This is a genomic window from Klebsiella ornithinolytica, from assembly GCF_030505655.1.
In the GTDB taxonomy this organism is placed as follows: domain Bacteria; phylum Pseudomonadota; class Gammaproteobacteria; order Enterobacterales; family Enterobacteriaceae; genus Klebsiella; species Klebsiella ornithinolytica.
In genome coordinates, this window is sequence record NZ_CP130153.1 from 1649903 (window position 1) to 1667209 (window position 17307).

Here is a 17307-nt window from a genome sequence, read left to right on the forward strand (position 1 = left end):
TAGCGCTTTGTATGACAATTTTGTGCACCAATGTGTCGAAAAATCAGAGAAGAACCTTAGCATTGTGCAGGCGTCTTGTTTATATATATGGCAAACTGCGGTTTTTATTATGTTTTGCCGTAACCCCGGCCTGAGAGAAAGAGAGATAAAAATGAAATGGCTCTGCACTATAGGCGTCGCCGTCAGTCTGGCGCTGCAACCCGCGCTGGCGGATGAACTGTTCGGCAATCACCCTCTGACGCCGCAGGCCCGCGATGCGTTCGTGAGTGAACTGCTCAAGAAGATGACCGTCGATGAAAAAATTGGCCAGCTAAGGCTGATCAGCGTCGGGCCGGATAACCCGAAAGAGGCGATCCGCGAGATGATCAAAGATGGCCAGGTCGGGGCCATTTTCAATACCGTGACCCGCCCGGATATCCGCGCGATGCAGGACCAGGTCATGCAGCTCAGCCGGTTGAAAATCCCGCTGTTTTTCGCCTATGACGTGATTCACGGTCAGCGCACCGTGTTCCCGATAAGCCTTGGTCTGGCCTCTTCCTTTAACCTGGACGCGGTAAAGACGGTGGGGCGTATTTCGGCGTATGAAGCCGCCGACGACGGTCTCAACATGACCTGGGCGCCGATGGTCGACGTCTCCCGCGATCCGCGCTGGGGCCGCGCTTCGGAAGGTTTCGGCGAAGATACCTATCTGACCACCGAAATGGGACGGGCGATGGTTGAGTCGATGCAGGGCAAAAGCCCGGCGGATCGCTACTCGGTGATGACCAGCGTGAAGCACTTCGCCGCCTATGGCGCGGTGGAGGGGGGCAAAGAGTACAACACCGTCGATATGAGCCCGCAGCGCCTGTTCAACGACTATATGCCGCCGTATAAAGCGGGGCTGGATGCCGGGAGCGGCGCGGTGATGGTGGCGCTCAACTCGCTGAACGGCACGCCGGCGACCTCCGATGCCTGGCTGCTGAAAGAGGTGCTGCGCGATGACTGGGGCTTTAAAGGCATCACCGTTTCCGATCACGGCGCGATCAAAGAGCTGATCAAGCACGGCGTTGCTGCCGATCCGGAAGATGCCGTGCGGGTAGCGCTGAAGTCGGGCATCAACATGAGTATGAGCGACGAGTACTACAGCAAATACCTGCCGGGGCTGGTTAAATCCGGCAAGGTGACGATGGCGGAGCTGGATGACGCCACCCGCCACGTGCTCAACGTTAAATATGATATGGGGCTGTTTAACGATCCGTACAGCCATCTCGGTCCGCAGGGATCCGATCCGCAGGATACCAACGCCGAAAGCCGCCTGCATCGCCAGGAGGCGCGCGAAGTCGCCCGGCAAAGCCTGGTGCTGCTGAAGAACCGTCTGGAGACGCTGCCGCTGAAAAAATCGGGAACCGTTGCGGTTATCGGGCCGCTGGCTGACAGCAAACGTGACATGATGGGCAGCTGGTCGGCGGCAGGGGTGGCGGATCAGTCGGTGACGGTGCTGACCGGCATCAAAGAGGCGCTGGGCGACAAAGGCAAGGTTATCTATGCCCGCGGCGCTAACGTCACCAACGATAAAGGTATTGTCGATTTCCTCAACCTGTATGAGAAAGCGGTGCAGGTCGATCCGCGCTCGCCGCAGGCGATGATCGATGAAGCGGTGGCGGCGGCGAAACAGTCCGACGTGGTGGTGGCCGTGGTGGGCGAGGCGCAGGGTATGGCCCATGAAGCCTCCAGCCGTACCGACATCACCTTGCCACAGAGCCAGCGCGATTTGATTAGCGCCCTGAAAGCCACCGGTAAGCCGCTGGTACTGGTGCTGATGAACGGTCGTCCGCTGGCGCTGGTGAAAGAAGATCAGCAGGCTGACGCTATCCTCGAAACCTGGTTCGCCGGGACCGAGGGGGGCCATGCCATTGCCGATGTGCTGTTCGGCGATGCCAACCCGTCCGGTAAACTGCCGATGTCGTTCCCGCGCTCGGTGGGGCAGATTCCGGTGTACTACAGCCATCTTAATACCGGCCGTCCGTACAATGCCGATAAACCGAACAAATACACCTCCCGCTACTTTGATGAAGCGAATGGCCCGCTGTACCCGTTCGGCTACGGCCTGAGCTACACCACCTTTAGCGTTTCCGACGTCAAAATGTCGGCGCCGACCCTGCAGCGCGACGGTAGCGTCACCGCCAGCGTACAGGTGACCAACACCGGCAAGCGCGAAGGCGCAACGGTGATTCAGCTCTATCTGCAGGATGTGACCGCCTCGATGAGCCGTCCGGTGAAAATGCTGCGCGGCTTTAAGCGCGTGACCCTCAAGCCGGGAGAGACGCAAACCGTCGCCTTCCCGATTGAAATTGACGCCCTGAAGTTCTGGAATCAGAAAATGAAATACGATGCCGAGCCGGGCAAATTCAACGTCTTTATTGGCGTCGACTCCGCCCGCGTGAAGCAGAGTGAATTCGAGCTGCTGTAAGCGAGGAAACGGCGGGTTTCGCCGGCCGGGCCAGGCGCCAGCCGCCTCCCGGCAGAAACGCGGGCGCCCTGTTTAAAACAGCGTTGTCATCCTTCTCAAAGGCCGAATATTCGGCCTTTTCTTTTTCCGGATGCACTAAATGAACTACGCTTTTCTCTTAAGCTCCTGTTAATGGAGCGCAAATTAAAGAGGGACGCGGGGATGATAAAGGCACGTATCTGGTCAGGCGCGCTGGCGCTGGTCGCGCTGGTCAGCCTGCCGCTTCAGGCGGCGGAGCCGGTCAAAGTTGGCTCAAAAATCGACACCGAAGGGGCGCTGCTGGGCAATATTATTTTGCAGGTTCTGGAAAGTCATGGCGTGAAAACCGTGAATAAGATCCAGCTGGGAACCACCCCGGTGGTACGCGGGGCGATTACGGCGGGGGAATTAGACATTTATCCGGAATACACCGGCAACGGCGCCTTCTTCTTTAAAGACGAAAACGACCCGGCGTGGAAGAACGCGCAGCAGGGTTATGAGAAGGTCAAAACCCTCGACGCGCAGAAGAATAAGCTTATCTGGCTGACGCCTGCGCCGGCCAATAACACCTGGACCATTGCCGTGCGTCAGGATCTGGCGGAAAAAAATCATCTGACCTCGCTGGCCGATCTCAGCGTCTGGCTGCAAAAAGGGGGCGACTTTAAGCTCGCCGCCTCCGCCGAATTTATCGAACGTCCGGATGCGCTCCCGGCCTTTGAAAAAGCCTATGGCTTCAAGCTCAAGCAAAGTCAGCTGCTGTCGTTGGCGGGGGGCGATACGGCGGTGACCATCAAAGCGGCGGCCCAGCAGACTTCCGGGGTGAATGCGGCAATGGCCTACGGAACCGACGGGCCGGTGGCGGCGCTGGGGCTGCAAACGCTCAGCGATCCGCAGGGCGTACAGCCGATTTATGCCCCGACGCCCGTGGTGCGCGAAGCGGTGCTGAAAGCCTATCCGCAGATCGCGCAATGGCTCCAGCCGGTCTTTGCCAGCCTTGACGAGAAAACGCTGCAACAGCTCAATGCCAGTATTGCCGTGGAAGGGCTGGACGCGAAAAAAGTTGCCGCAGATTATCTGCAGCAAAAAGGGCTGCTGAAGTAGATTATTGGTGGCTATTCGCTGTTATAACCGCGTATCGCTGCTGCTGGCCTGTCTGCTGCTGCTGGTGGTGGCTCTGCCGTTCGTCAACTATGCGCCTAACCGTCTGCTCTCCGGGGAGGGACGCTGGCTTTGGCAACTCGCGCCGTGGCTGACGGCGGTGCAGGTCTGCGGCGCGCTGCTGCTGATTCTGCTCTGCTGGCTACCGGGACGCAGGCCGCTGCTGCTGAGCTTGCTGATGCTGGATGCGCTGCTGGCGCTGCTGTTCTGGGGGGCGGGGCAGACGGCGGTACAGCTGGCGCACAGCGGCTCCTCGCTGGCCCGCACCTCGCCGGGAAGCGGCCTGTGGCTGGCGCTGGCGCTGTGCTTACTGCTGGCCAGCGAGACAATCCGGCGTCTGACCACGCGGGCGCACTGGCGCTGGCTGCTCAATGTGCAAATCTGGTTGATTCCCTGCGTACTGCTCGGCAGCGGAGCGCTGAATCAGCTCTCGCTACTGAAAGAGTATGCCAACCGTCAGGAGGTGTTTGATGACGCGCTGCGTCAACATTTGACCCTGCTGTTTGGCACGCTGTTGCCGGGGCTGCTGATCGGGCTGCCGGTAGGCATCGGCCTCTGGCGCCGGCCGCGGTGGCAGGCCCCGGTGTTTACCTTTCTCAATGTTATTCAAACGATTCCCTCCGTGGCGCTGTTTGGTCTGCTGATCGCGCCGCTGGCCGGCCTCGCCCGCCATTTCCCCGGTCTGGCGGAGCGCGGCATTTCCGGCACCGGGATGACGCCAGCGCTGATTGCGCTGGTGCTGTATGCCTTGCTGCCGCTGGTTCGCGGGGTGGTGACCGGTTTACAGCAGGTACCGCGCGATGTGCTTGAGAGCGCCGCGGCGATGGGGATGAGCGGCGCGCAGCGCTTCTGGCACGTGCAGCTGCCGCTGGCGCTGCCGGTTTTGCTGCGCAGTCTGCGGGTGGTGAGCGTGCAAACCGTCGGAATGGCGGTGGTCGCCGCCCTGATCGGCGCCGGTGGGTTTGGTGCGCTGGTCTTCCAGGGGCTGTTGAGCAGCGCCCTGGATCTGGTACTGCTGGGAGTGATGCCGACGATTGCGCTGGCGGTGGTGGTCGACGCGCTGTTTGCGCTGTGGGGGGCATTATTGAAAGGAGAGGCGGGTGATTGAATTTAACGGGGTCAACAAATCCTTCGCCGGGCTGCCGGCGGTGAAAAACCTGAACCTGCACCTGCGCGAAGGCGCATTCTCGGTCCTGATCGGAACCTCTGGCTCGGGGAAATCAACCACCCTGAAAATGATTAACCGGCTGGTCGAACATGACAGCGGCACCATCCGTTTTGCCGGGCAGGATATTCGCCAGCAGCCGGTGCTGGCGCTACGTCGACGCATGGGCTATGCCATTCAGTCTATCGGCCTGTTTCCGCACTGGACGGTGGCGCAGAACATCGCCACCGTCCCGCAGCTGCAAAAATGGCCGCAGCGCAAAATCGCGGCGCGCATTGACGAATTAATGGCGCTGCTGGGGCTGGAGCCGACGCTGCGGGAGCGCTATCCGCATCAGCTCTCCGGCGGTCAGCAGCAGCGCGTTGGCGTGGCGCGGGCGCTGGCGGCCAATCCTGAAGTCCTGCTGATGGACGAACCGTTTGGCGCGCTGGATCCGGTCACCCGGGAAGCGCTCCAGCAGGAGATGATCCGCATCCATCGGCTGCTCGGGCGGACGATTGTGCTGGTGACCCACGATATTGATGAAGCCCTGCGGCTGGCGGATCACCTGGTGCTGATGGACGGTGGCGAAGTGATCCAGCAAGGGGCGCCGCTGCAGATGCTGCTCGAGCCTGAAAATACCTTCGTCGAGACTTTTTTTGGCCGCAGCGAACTGGGCGTCCGGCTGTTGTCGCTGCGCGGGGTGGGCGACTATCTGCGGCGTAATGAACGGCTTGCCGGCGATACGCTCAACGTCGCGATGACGCTGCGCGAAGCGCTGTCGCAGTTTATTGCCCATCGCTGCGACGTCCTGCCGGTAGTGGATGAACAGGGGGAGGCGTGCGGAACGCTGCATTTTGCCGATCTGCTCGGCGAGGAGGTGCGGCATGCGCGTACTTCGTGATCCGCTGCTGTGGCTGCTGGCGCTGTTTATCGCCATTTTGCTGCTGCTGCCTTATAGCACGCCGCTATTCAGCGCGCTGTTCCCCGAGCTGCCGCGCCCGGTGTATCAGCAGGAGAGTTTTGTCGCCCTGACTTTCGCCCACTGCTGGCTGGTGGTGCTTTCCAGCCTGGCGGCGACGGTGGTGGGCGTCGGGGCCGGGGTGGCGGTGACGCGTCCCGCAGGCCGCGAGTTTCGTCCATTGGTGGAGACCATCGCCGCGATGGGACAAACGTTTCCGCCGGTGGCGGTGCTGGCGATTGCCGTTCCGGTACTGGGGTTTGGCTGGCAGCCTGCGCTGATTGCGCTGGCGCTGTATGGCATATTACCGGTCCTGCAGGGGACCCTGGCCGGGCTGAGCGCCGTGCCGTCGGGGGTCGTGAGTATCGCCAAAGGGATGGGCATGACGGGCTGGCAGAGACTTATTCGCGTGGAGCTGCCGCTGGCTGCGCCGGTGATGCTGGCCGGTATCCGGACATCGACCATCGTCAATATCGGAACGGCGACCATTGCGTCAACGGTCGGGGCGAATACGCTCGGCACGCCGATCGTTATCGGCCTGAGCGGATTCAATACGGCTTATGTCATTCAGGGGGCGCTGCTGGTCGCGCTGGCGGCGATTATCGTCGACCGCGGCTTTGAACGATTGAACCGGCGAATCAGCCGACACCACCGCGCACAATAAACGAGTAACCGGCCAGCATGACGCCGCCGATGCCGCTGATGGCCATGAATAAGAAGAGGGTGATAACCGCAATTTTCGCTGGCTTCATAATAGGCTCCTGATGTTAACGGAGGGATTATACGGTGAAGCACAGGTGTTAATGAAACATTAATTGCTATTTAGCCAGATAACGTGCCCCTGCTGCTGCCAGGCCTGGAGCTGATCCTGCTGCGCCAGGGTCGGGGTTTCGCCGCACCATACCAGGAGCGTGCTGTCAGGAAACAGATCGGGACGGATCTGGGTCAGAGAGTGGGGGAGGACATCGACCCGCCAGCCTTGTTCGCAGGCGATCCAGCCCTCCAGCCACAGCCGCGTGGTGTCGTTGACATTCCAGCCGAGCACCAGCGCATGGCTGCCCGGACGTTTCCAGGCGCTGGCGAGGCTGTGCGCGACATGGTTGATGAGAATCCCGTCGAGGATGCTGCGCAGCGCGGTAAGCGTCGGCTGCGGGCTGAGCAGGCGGTGGCGTAAGGGGATAAACAGATGGTTGACCAGGGTCAGCGCCGTATAGCTATGGCTGCGCTCTTTGATCCACAGCCGTAAACGGTGGTAGCTGCCGTCGTGGAGATACCCCAGCAGAATCTCCTGCTGCTCCCGCCAGCCGTCTTCCTCTCCACTCGTGTTGTCGTTAAGCAAGGTTTTGACCTTACTCACCTGAACGCCGGAATCAATCCAGCGCTTAATCTCGCGGATTCGGTCAATTTCCTGCTCGTTAAACAGGCGGTGCCCTCCGTCGGTGCGCTGCGGTTTCAGCAATCCGTAGCGTCGTTGCCAGGCACGAAGCGTTACGGGGTTAATGTCACAGAGCTGAGCCACTTCACCAATCGTATAAAGCGCCATATATCCTCTCCCGCAAAGTCTCCCCTATAACTGTAGAAGCTGTTTACGGAAGAGGAAATATTCGCTCATTTTTTGTTCGTTTAAGTGACGGGAGGCGGGCAAGAAGTGTGATCCTGACCATGATTTGTGATTTTCTTGTAGTGCTTCAAAGAAAGTGATGACCCGGCAGTGTATGTTACGCGCTTTCGAGTGAAGCGTGGTCTGTGGGTATGTACGAGTTTGATCTGGTGTTGCTGCTGCTTCAGCAGATGTGCGTGTTTTTGGTCATTGCGTGGCTGATGAGCAAGACACGGCTGTTCATCCCGCTGATGCAGGTTACCGTTCGTCTACCGCATAAGCTGCTGTGCTACGTGACCTTCTCCATTTTCTGCATTATGGGGACCTATTTCGGTCTGCATATTGAAGACTCGATCGCCAATACCCGCGCCATCGGCGCCGTGATGGGCGGCCTGCTCGGTGGCCCGGTGGTCGGCGGCCTGGTGGGGCTGACCGGCGGGCTGCACCGCTACTCGCTCGGCGGTATGACGGCGTTAAGCTGCATGGTTTCCACTATAGTCGAGGGGCTGCTGGGCGGCCTGGTTCACAGCGTGCTGGTCAAGCGCGGGCGGCCGGATAAGGTCTTCAGCCCGCTCACCGCCGGGGCGATCACCTTCTTTGCCGAGCTGGTGCAGATGATGATCATTTTGCTGATCGCCCGGCCATTTCAGGACGCGCTGCATCTGGTGCAAAGCATCGCCGCGCCGATGATGGTGACCAACACCGTAGGCGCCGCGCTGTTTATGCGTATCCTGCTGGATAAGCGGGCGATGTTTGAGAAGTACACCTCGGCTTTTTCCGCCACCGCCCTCAAGGTGGCGGCCTCGACCGAGGGGATCCTGCGCCAGGGATTCAACGAAGAGAACAGCATGAAGGTGGCGCAGGTGCTTATTCAGGAGCTCGATATCGGCGCGGTGGCCATTACCGATCGCGACAAGCTGCTGGCGTTTACCGGTATCGGCGACGACCACCACCTGCCGGGCAAACCTATCTCTTCATCCTATACGCAAAAAGCGATTGATAGCGGCGAAGTGGTGTATGCCGACGGCAATGAAGTCCCCTACCGCTGTTCCATTCATCCCAACTGCAAGCTGGGGTCGACGCTGGTTATCCCGCTGCGCGGTGAAAATCAACGGGTGATCGGCACCATCAAGCTGTATGAAGCGAAAAACCGCCTGTTCAGCTCCATCAACCGCACGCTCGGAGAGGGGATCGCCCAGCTGCTGTCGGCACAAATCCTCGCCGGGCAGTATGAGCGGCAGAAGGCGCTGCTGACGCAATCGGAGATCAAGCTGCTCCACGCGCAGGTGAATCCCCATTTTCTGTTTAATGCGTTGAATACCCTGAAGGCGGTGATTCGCCGCGACAGCGATCAGGCCGGGCAGCTGGTGCAGTACCTGTCGACCTTTTTCCGCAAGAATCTGAAGCGGCCGTCGGAGTTTGTGACGCTGGCGGATGAGATTGAACACGTGAATGCCTATCTGCAAATTGAGAAAGCGCGTTTCCAGGCCAATTTACAGATTCAGATGCTGGTGCCCGACGCGCTGGCTCACCATCAGCTGCCGGCGTTTACGCTGCAGCCGATTGTTGAAAACGCCATTAAACACGGCACGTCGCAGCATCTCGGGGTAGGGGAAATTACCATTCGCGCCAGCCAGCACGAGCGCTGGCTGCAGTTAGATATTGAGGATAACGCCGGCCTGTACCAGGACAATCCCAACGCCAGCGGGCTGGGAATGAGCCTGGTAGATCGCCGTTTACGGGCGCGCTTCGGCGCCGACTGCGGCATTACCGTGACCTGTGAAGCGGAACGTTTCACCCGCGTCACGCTGCGACTGCCTCTGGAGGAGAACGCGTGTTAAAAGTGTTGATAGTTGATGATGAACCGCTGGCACGAGAAAATCTGCGTGTTTTACTGGAGTCCGCCAGCGATATTGAGATCGTCGGGGAGTGCGCGAACGCGGTTGAAGCGATTGGCGCGGTGCACAAGCTGCGCCCGGACGTGCTGTTTCTCGATATTCAGATGCCGCGGATCAGCGGCCTGGAAATGGTCGGGATGCTCGACCCTGAACACCGGCCTTACATCGTGTTTCTGACCGCTTTTGACGAGTATGCGGTGAAGGCGTTCGAAGAGCATGCGTTTGATTATCTGCTGAAACCCATCGAAGCACCGCGGCTGGAGAAGACGCTGGCGCGTCTGCGCCAGGAGCGTAGCCTGCAGGATATCTCGCTGCTCGACGATACCCAGCAGGCGCTGAAATATATTCCCTGTACCGGCCACAGTCGAATCTGGCTGCTGCAGATGGAGGATGTCGCCTTTGTCAGCAGCCGGATGAGCGGAATTTATGTCACCGATCGTGAGGGGAAGGAGGGGTTTACGGAGCTGACCTTACGCACCCTTGAGAGCCGGACGCCGCTGCTGCGCTGTCATCGGCAGTATCTGGTGAATATGGCCCATCTGAAAGAGATTCGCCTTGAGGAAAACGGCCAGGCGGAGCTGCTGATGCGGGCCGGGCAAACGGTGCCGGTGAGCCGTCGCTACTTAAAAAGTCTGAAAGAGGCGATTGGTCTGTAAAACGACGGAATCATGGTAGACTTAGCGCCAGCATTTTTCATCATGAAGGCATTATGATCAGTAACGATATCTTACGTAGCCTGCGCTACACCCTGAAAACCAATAATAACGACCTGGTGCGCATTTTTGCGCTGGGCGATTCCGTCGTCAGCGCAGAGCAGCTGGTACCGTGGCTGAAAAAGGAGGACGAAGAGGGCTTCCAGCGCTGCCCGGACATTATGTTGTCGATCTTCCTCAACGGCCTGATCTATGACAAACGCGGGAAAGATGAGGCGGCCCCGCCGCTGGCGGTTGAGCGTCGGGTGAATAACAATATCGTGCTGAAAAAGCTGCGCATCGCCTTTTCGCTGAAGAGCGATGACATCCTCGCCATTCTGACTCAGCAAAAGTTTCGCGTTTCGATGCCGGAAATCACCGCCATGATGCGCGCGCCGGATCATAAAAATTTCCGCGAATGCGGTGACCAGTTCCTGCGCTATTTCCTGCGCGGTCTGACCGAGCGCATCCACGGCAAAGCGTAATCTTCCTCTCCTGTTTTGCCCGGTCGGCGCTGTGCCGGCCGGGCAAGTCCTCTGTGCCGCCCCGGATCTGCGAGACCTATTTCACCTCTGTAAAACCCTGTTCGGCGAGGAGCTTCTCGGATACCGACATCGACACCTCCTGCAGCGCGCAGTTGGTCACCATTGAGCCGGGCAGCTTACACAGTTCGCTCATGTTAGCCCGGGTAAAATCCACGCTGAGATGTTCCAGCGCCTCGCTATCTTTGTAATCGATGCTCTGTTCCACGCCTTTAACGTCGAGATAAACGCTTCTCATCGGTTCAATTAACGCCCGCGCCTGCTCCTGATTCGCCGCGCCGATGGTCTGATAGGGAATGGTGTTATTAGATTCCTGACGCAGGACTTTGTCACCGACATAATGGTAGGTAAACACCAGCCCGACGCCGTTTTCCATCCGGGTAAAGGTTTTGCTCTTTTCGTCGGGGTTATCGCAGCCTGCGAGGCCGACAATCACAAGCGAAGCCGCCAGAGCGGTAACCATCCTGCGGTAAATGTTCATCACGGTCCCTTGGTTGATAGTGAATCACGTACCGGTTTTTCAATCGGCAGACAGGTTGATTATTGTCAGGATTGCCGTAGCGCGCAACGCACAGAAAAGGCAGCAGGGGGCTGAATGGTCCGACGGTGGCGGCGCGGAAGAGAGGGCGGAAGGGACAAAAAAAGCGCTGCCGGAGCAGCGCTTGATGCGGGATTATTTTACCTGCTGACCCGGCTGGGCGCCGCTGTCAGGGCTTAACAGGAAGATATCCTTCCCGCCAGGGCCCGCAGCCATCACCATCCCTTCCGAGATGCCGAAACGCATTTTACGCGGCGCCAGGTTGGCCACCATCACCGTCAGGCGACCAATCAACACCTGCGGATCCGGGTAGGCGCTACGAATGCCGGAGAAGACGTTACGTTTCTCGCCGCCCAGATCGAGGCTCAGGCGCAGCAGCTTGTCAGAACCATCAACAAATTCGGCGTTTTCAATCAGCGCGATGCGCATATCCACTTTGGCGAAATCGTCAAAGGTGATGGTGTCCTGAATCGGATCGTCCGCCAGCGGACCGGTAACCGGTGCGGCGGTGGCTTTCACCTCTTCTTTCGACGCGTCGACCAGGGCTTCAACCTGCTTCATCTCGATGCGGTTGTACAGCGCCTTGAAGGTGTTGACCTTATGCGACAGCAGCGGCTGCTGGATAGCATCCCAGTTCAGTTCGCTGTTGAGGAAGGCTTCGGCGCGGGCGGTCAGCTGCGGCAGGACCGGCTTGAGCCAGGTCATCAGCACGCGGAACATATTCAGGCCCATGGTGCAGATAGCCTGCAGATCGGCGTCGCGGCCTTCCTGTCTGGCGACGACCCACGGTGCCTGCTCGTCAACGTAGCGGTTAGCCACGTCGGCCAGCGCCATGATTTCACGGATGGCTTTACCGAACTCGCGGCTGTCCCACGCTTCGCCAATGCTTGCTGCCGCATCGGTGAAGGTTTTGTACAGCGCCGGATCGGCCAGCTCAGCGGACAGCATGCCGTCGAAACGCTTATTGATAAAACCGGCGTTGCGCGAGGCGAGGTTTACCACTTTGTTGACGATGTCGGCGTTCACGCGCTGTACGAAATCTTCCAGGTTCAGGTCGATATCATCGATGCGCGAAGAGAGCTTGGCGGTGTAGTAATAACGCAGGCTGTCGGCGTCAAAATGGTTCAGCCAGGTGCTGGCCTTGATAAAGGTGCCGCGTGATTTGGACATCTTGGCGCCGTTGACGGTGACGTAACCGTGAACGAACAGGTTGGTCGGCTTGCGGAAACCGCTGCCTTCCAGCATCGCCGGCCAGAACAGGCTGTGGAAGTAGACGATATCTTTGCCGATAAAGTGATACAGCTCGGCGTCGGAGTCTTTCTTCCAGTAGGCGTCAAAGCTTTCGCTATCGCCGCGTTTGTCACACAGGTTCTTGAAGGAGCCCATGTAGCCGATCGGCGCATCCAGCCAGACGTAGAAATATTTGCCCGGCGCGTTGGGGATTTCGAAGCCAAAGTACGGCGCGTCGCGGGAAATGTCCCACTGCTGCAGACCGGACTCGAACCACTCCTGCATTTTGTTCGCCACCTGCTCCTGCAGCGCGCCGCTGCGGGTCCACGCCTGCAGCATTTCGCTAAAGGACGGCAGGTCGAAGAAGAAGTGCTCGGATTCACGCATCACCGGGGTCGCCCCGGAAACCACCGATTTCGGGTCGATCAGCTCGGTCGGGCTGTAGGTCGCGCCGCACACTTCGCAGTTATCGCCATACTGATCCGGTGATTTACACTTCGGACAGGTGCCTTTCACGAAACGGTCCGGCAGGAACATCCCTTTTTCCGGATCGTAAAGCTGAGAGATGGTGCGGTTTTTGATAAAACCGTTCTCTTTCAGGCGGCCGTAGATCAGCTCAGACAGCTCGCGGTTCTCGTCGCTGTGCGTCGAGTGGTAGTTGTCGTAGCTAATATCAAAGCCCGCAAAATCGGTCTGATGCTCCTGACTCATTTCGCCAATCATCTGCTCCGGAGAGACGCCAAGCTGCTGAGCTTTCAGCATGATAGGCGTGCCGTGGGCGTCGTCAGCACAGATGAAATTGACCTCGTTGCCGCGCATTCGCTGGTAACGGACCCAGACATCAGCCTGGATGTGCTCCAGCATGTGGCCGAGGTGGATTGAGCCGTTAGCGTACGGCAGCGCGCACGTTACCAGAATTTTCTTCGCGACTTGAGTCATAGTGAGCATTACATCTTCTGTTGTAAAAAGGGCTTTTGATATTACCAAAAGGGCACTGGGTGCGCCATAAATGGCTGACCATATATGGATAATCCTCAGCTGTGATAAACTCAATGATTACTGAAAGCCTCTCATAACAACAAAGGAGTCGGGATGAATTCGCAATCCCAGGCCAAATCCCCCGAACGTCTACGTGCGATGGTCGCCGGAACGTTGGCTAATTTCCAGCACCCCACTTTGAAGCATAATCTCACCGCGCTGAAGGCACTGCACCACGTCGCCTGGCTCGACGATACCGTGCATATCGAGATCCAGATGCCGTTTGTCTGGCACAGTGCTTTTGAAGATTTAAAAGAGCAATGTAGCGCCGACCTGCTGCGCATTACCGGCGCGCAGGCGATTGACTGGAAGCTGTCGCATAACATTGCCACGCTGAAGCGGGTAAAAAATCAGCCGGGCGTCAACGGGGTCAAAAATATTATTGCCGTCAGCTCCGGCAAAGGCGGGGTGGGTAAATCCTCCACGGCGGTGAACCTGGCGCTGGCGCTGGCCGCGGAAGGGGCGAAAGTCGGGATCCTCGATGCCGATATTTATGGTCCGTCGATTCCCACCATGCTCGGTGCGGAAGATCAGCGTCCCACCTCGCCAGATGGCACCCATATGGCGCCGATCATGAAATTTGGCCTCGCCACCAACTCCATCGGCTACCTGGTGACCGACGATAACGCCATGGTATGGCGCGGTCCGATGGCCAGCAAGGCGCTGCTGCAGATGCTGCAGGAGACGCTGTGGCCGGATCTGGATTATCTGGTGCTGGATATGCCGCCAGGCACCGGCGACATTCAGCTGACTCTTGCGCAGAATATCCCGGTCACCGGCGCGGTAGTGGTGACGACGCCGCAGGATATCGCGCTGATCGATGCGAAAAAAGGCATCGTGATGTTTGAGAAGGTGGACGTTCCGGTCCTCGGCATCGTCGAAAACATGAGTATCCATATCTGCAGCAACTGTGGTCACCATGAGCCGATTTTCGGCACCGGCGGCGCCGAAAAGCTGGCGGAGCAATACCACACTCAGCTGCTGGCCCAGCTGCCGCTGCACATCAATTTGCGTGAAGATCTGGATAACGGTAAGCCGACCGTGGTTGCCCGTCCGGAGAGCGAGTTCACCGAAATTTACCGTCAGCTGGCGGGACGCGTGGCGGCCCGGCTCTACTGGCAGGGGGAAGTGATTCCCGGTGAGATTGCCTTCCGCGCGGTGTAGCGTCGGCGGATAGCACAACGCCCTGGACTTTTCTGATCCGCAGCGGACAGCAAAAGGACAGGGCGTTTTTGTTGGTCCGTCAGCCGACGGACCGTCAGCCATTAGTGCTGATAGAAGATTTCGCCGTCGTAAATTTTGACAATTTTACCTTCGGTATCGGTGATCAGCACGTAGCTGCCGCCCATATAGGTGTAGTGAGTACCGGCGTCCGGCGCGGGCAGGTTACGCTGCTGCCACTGTTTAATGGTGTATTCTGGCGTCAGATAAAGCGGCGGCACGGTGTCGCCTACGCGAAACTGCGTGAAGTCTGCGGTGAAACCATCAAGTTCATATTTTTGTACGCCGCTGGTGGATGCTGCCCAGACGGTACTGGTGCTGGCCAACAGTACGCCCAGAAGCATCATTTTTGTTTTACGCATAATTTCCTCATTATTATCCTGGATTACCCTGGACACAAAATCGCAGCCTCGTATCATTCCTGAAGCATGGCCGGGAAGGCAAGCGTTGGTTGCGTTAAAAATGTAAGAAAACGATGGGCCGGTTGCCGGATTTGGCGTCGAGCGGCGGTTTTGAGAACAATCCTGGTAGCAGGATTCGGGAGTCAATATGTTCAGACTGGAAGATCTGACGCTATTTGTTCGTGCGGCGGCGCTGGGGAGTTTTAGCGATGCGGCGCGGGAGGTCGGGCAGCAGCCGGCGCAGGTGAGTGCGGCGATTAAGCGCCTGGAGACCACGCTCAATATTCGTCTTTTTGCGCGCTCTACCCGCAGCTTACGTCTGACGCCCGAAGGGGAAACCTGGCTGCCCTATGCCACCCAGATGCTGGATACGCTGCATGCCGGGCTGCAAAAAATTCAGGTGCCGGACGACGAGGTCCGCGGGACGTTGCAAATTGCGGTACCCTCCGATCTGGGGCGTAATCTGCTGCTGAACGTCTTCCGCGCCTTTCGCCAGCGACACCCGGCGCTGAAGCTGCGCATTCTCTTTTCCGACCATCGGACCGATGTGTTTAAAGATCCGGTCGATGTCGCCTTTCGCTACGGTGACAACGACGATGCTTCGTTTATTTCTCTCCCCGTCGCGCCGGAAAACCGGCGGGTGCTGGTGGCTTCTCCGCAGTGGATTGCCCGGCACGGCGAGCCGCAGACGCCGGAGGCGCTGGCGCAACACCCTGCGCTCCTGTACGTACTGCGCGGCAGGCAGTTCGATCGCTGGACCTTAAGTCTCAACGGCGTGGTTGAACATATGCAGGTTTCCGGCGACATCATCAGCGACGACGCCGAGGTGATTCGCCGCCTGGCCATTGCAGGGGAGGGGTTTGCCTATAAGTCAGCGCTGGATGTCAGCGATGATATTCGCGCAGGACGCCTGCAGATTCTGCTGCCGCACTATCAGGGCGACAGAGTCCCGCTCAATATGATTTGCCCGCACCGCAAGCAGCTTTCTGCGGCGGTGCGGTTACTCTATGAAGAGGTCAAAGCGCACTGTGAAAAGGTGCAGGCCGACGCGCTACGCGGGCCTGTGGACGTTTAGTGCCTCACCAGGGTGGCGAAATAGTAGACCAGCGGAACGGCAAGGATCCATAAACCCAGCGGGATTTCTCGCCACTTTCCGGCGACCGTTTTAATCATGATGTAGAACAGCAGCCCGCCGGCGATACCGGTACCGAAGCTGTTGGCGATCAGGGTGATCATCACCATCATTAATACCGGCAGTCCGTCGGTGAAGCTGGAGAGATCGACTTTGCGCAGGCCGCTAAACATGTTGAGACCAATCAGGATCAGCGCCGGAGCGGTGGCCTCTTTGGGGATCATCAGGGCGATCGGCGTAAACAGCAGCATCAGCAGGAACATAACCGCCGCGGCCAGCGCGGTGAGCCCGGTTTTACCGCCCGCTTCGGCGGCGGCGGAAGACTCAATCAGCGCGGTCGCCGCCGGGATCCCCAGCCACGGGCCGAGGGCTGCCGCAATCGAGTCGACCATAAACGGCCGGTTAATGTGCGGCATATTGCCCTCTTCATCCAGCAGTCCCGCTTCGCCGCCCACCGCCAGCGTGGTCCCCATGGTGGAGAAAAACTCAGAGGCGAAAAAGACAAACAGGAACGGCAGGAAAGCGATATTCAGCGCGCCCAGCATATCGACGTGGCCGAAGACCGGCGCCAGCGAGTGCGGCATCGCGATAAAACTGTCCGGCAGACGGGTGACCCCCGCCGGAATCCCCACCAGGGTGGCAAACAGAATCGCCCATAAAATGGCGCCCGGGATGCGCCGCGCCTGCAGCGCAATCGCCAGAAACAGGCCGCACAGCGCCACCAGCGCGCCGGGAGATAAGAAATCACCCAGCATCAGGGCATTGGTTTTGGCATTCGCCAGCACCAGGCCGGCATTGCGAAAACCGAGCACCGCCACGAACAAACCGATTGAAGCCGTCAGTCCCAGCTTGATGGACTGGGGGACCGAACGGGTGACCACTTCACGCAGGCCGAATTTGGTTAACAGAAAGAACAGAATACCTGACCAGCAGGCGATGCCGAGGCCAATTTGCCAGCCGATCCCTTCGCTACCGGCCAGGGTGACGCCCACCAGCACCGAGCCGCCGATGCCTGGGCCGACGATAAACGGCAGGTTAGCGTAAAACGCCATCAGCAGCGTACCGGCGACGAAGACCAGAATCGTGCCCGTGGTGGCGGCGCCTTTGTCCATGCCGCCCACCGCCAGCAGGCCGGGGATGACCACCAGCAGATAGGCGGCCGCAAGAAAGCCGGTGATCCCCGAGAGGCACTCGGTACGCAGCGTGCTGCCGCGGGAGCGCAGGGCAAAACGGCGCTCCAGCCAGCTTCCTTGTGTTGAGGTATGCAGTGTGTTGTCGGCCATGC

16 protein-coding genes are annotated in these 17307 nt (G+C 58.9%); 10 read left to right on the forward strand and 6 right to left on the reverse strand.

The features are described 5' to 3' along the window. Positions 1-151 precede the first annotated feature (151 nt). From bglX to Q1L34_RS07795, 5 genes are all read left to right on the forward strand, one after another. Entirely contained in the window at positions 152-2449 is a 2298-nt protein-coding gene (gene bglX / locus Q1L34_RS07775; RefSeq protein WP_015583851.1) for a beta-glucosidase BglX, read from the forward strand. Positions 2450-2650: 201 nt separating this feature from the next. Continuing rightward, positions 2651-3568, forward strand: a complete 918-nt coding sequence (gene osmF, locus Q1L34_RS07780; RefSeq protein WP_071359673.1) for a glycine betaine ABC transporter substrate-binding protein OsmF — start codon at positions 2651-2653, stop codon at positions 3566-3568. A gap of 7 nt (positions 3569-3575) precedes the next feature. Then, positions 3576-4733, forward strand: coding sequence for an ABC transporter permease (locus Q1L34_RS07785; protein ID WP_004864722.1), 1158 nt, complete (start codon positions 3576-3578; stop codon positions 4731-4733). Continuing rightward, positions 4726-5673: an ABC transporter ATP-binding protein gene (locus Q1L34_RS07790; protein WP_004864720.1), complete on the forward strand. Its 948-nt coding sequence runs from the start codon at positions 4726-4728 to the stop codon at positions 5671-5673. Before Q1L34_RS07785 ends, Q1L34_RS07790 begins: the two co-directional genes overlap by 8 nt. Continuing rightward, positions 5657-6394: an ABC transporter permease gene (locus tag Q1L34_RS07795; protein ID WP_004864718.1), complete on the forward strand. Its 738-nt coding sequence runs from the start codon at positions 5657-5659 to the stop codon at positions 6392-6394. The genes Q1L34_RS07790 and Q1L34_RS07795 overlap by 17 nt, the downstream gene beginning before the upstream one ends. Here the strand turns inward: Q1L34_RS07795 and Q1L34_RS07800 are convergent. Together Q1L34_RS07800 and Q1L34_RS07805 are read right to left on the reverse strand one after the other, a co-directional pair. Then, a complete protein-coding gene (locus tag Q1L34_RS07800) occupies positions 6369-6482 on the reverse strand; it encodes a protein YohO (RefSeq protein WP_004103838.1) in 114 nt (37 codons plus the stop codon). The two genes, Q1L34_RS07795 and Q1L34_RS07800, sit on opposite strands and share 26 nt — an antisense overlap. 59 nt (positions 6483-6541) lie before the next feature. Next, positions 6542-7273: a MerR family transcriptional regulator gene (locus Q1L34_RS07805; protein ID WP_004864715.1), complete on the reverse strand. Its 732-nt coding sequence runs from the start codon at positions 7271-7273 to the stop codon at positions 6542-6544. A 209-nt stretch (positions 7274-7482) separates the two neighbouring features. Here Q1L34_RS07805 and Q1L34_RS07810 point away from each other — a divergent pair, with 209 nt between their 5' ends. From Q1L34_RS07810 to Q1L34_RS07820, 3 genes are read left to right on the forward strand one after another with little or no spacing between them, the layout of a single operon-like run. Next, a complete protein-coding gene (locus tag Q1L34_RS07810) occupies positions 7483-9171 on the forward strand; it encodes a sensor histidine kinase (RefSeq protein WP_004864713.1) in 1689 nt (562 codons plus the stop codon). Further along, positions 9165-9884 (forward strand): two-component system response regulator BtsR, encoded by a 720-nt coding sequence (gene btsR / locus Q1L34_RS07815; protein WP_004864711.1) that lies wholly within the window; start codon positions 9165-9167, stop codon positions 9882-9884. Before Q1L34_RS07810 ends, btsR begins: the two co-directional genes overlap by 7 nt. Before the next feature lie 53 nt (positions 9885-9937). Next, positions 9938-10405 (forward strand): YehS family protein, encoded by a 468-nt coding sequence (locus Q1L34_RS07820; RefSeq protein ID WP_004864709.1) that lies wholly within the window; start codon positions 9938-9940, stop codon positions 10403-10405. A gap of 76 nt (positions 10406-10481) precedes the next feature. Here Q1L34_RS07820 and Q1L34_RS07825 read toward each other — a convergent pair whose 3' ends face one another. Next, on the reverse strand, positions 10482-10943 hold the full coding sequence (locus Q1L34_RS07825) for a YehR family lipoprotein (RefSeq protein ID WP_327204440.1): 462 nt from the start codon (positions 10941-10943) through the stop codon (positions 10482-10484). Positions 10944-11135: 192 nt separating this feature from the next. Then, on the reverse strand, positions 11136-13169 hold the full coding sequence (gene metG / locus Q1L34_RS07830; RefSeq protein ID WP_015583855.1) for a methionine--tRNA ligase: 2034 nt from the start codon (positions 13167-13169) through the stop codon (positions 11136-11138). Positions 13170-13322: 153 nt separating this feature from the next. On the opposite strand from metG, the gene apbC reads away from it, so the two are divergent. Continuing rightward, complete coding sequence (gene apbC / locus Q1L34_RS07835; protein WP_015583856.1) at positions 13323-14432, forward strand: iron-sulfur cluster carrier protein ApbC; 1110 nt, start codon at positions 13323-13325, stop codon at positions 14430-14432. Positions 14433-14533: 101 nt separating this feature from the next. Here the strand turns inward: apbC and Q1L34_RS07840 are convergent, their stop codons facing one another. Then, positions 14534-14851, reverse strand: coding sequence for an RcnB family protein (locus Q1L34_RS07840; RefSeq protein ID WP_004864698.1), 318 nt, complete (start codon positions 14849-14851; stop codon positions 14534-14536). A gap of 187 nt (positions 14852-15038) precedes the next feature. On the opposite strand from Q1L34_RS07840, the gene Q1L34_RS07845 reads away from it, so the two are divergent. Further along, positions 15039-15965 (forward strand): LysR family transcriptional regulator, encoded by a 927-nt coding sequence (locus Q1L34_RS07845; protein ID WP_048023181.1) that lies wholly within the window; start codon positions 15039-15041, stop codon positions 15963-15965. Here Q1L34_RS07845 and Q1L34_RS07850 read toward each other — a convergent pair. Continuing rightward, on the reverse strand, positions 15962-17305 hold the full coding sequence (locus Q1L34_RS07850; protein ID WP_015583857.1) for an NCS2 family permease: 1344 nt from the start codon (positions 17303-17305) through the stop codon (positions 15962-15964). The genes Q1L34_RS07845 and Q1L34_RS07850 overlap by 4 nt on opposite strands. Positions 17306-17307: the final 2 nt, after the last annotated feature.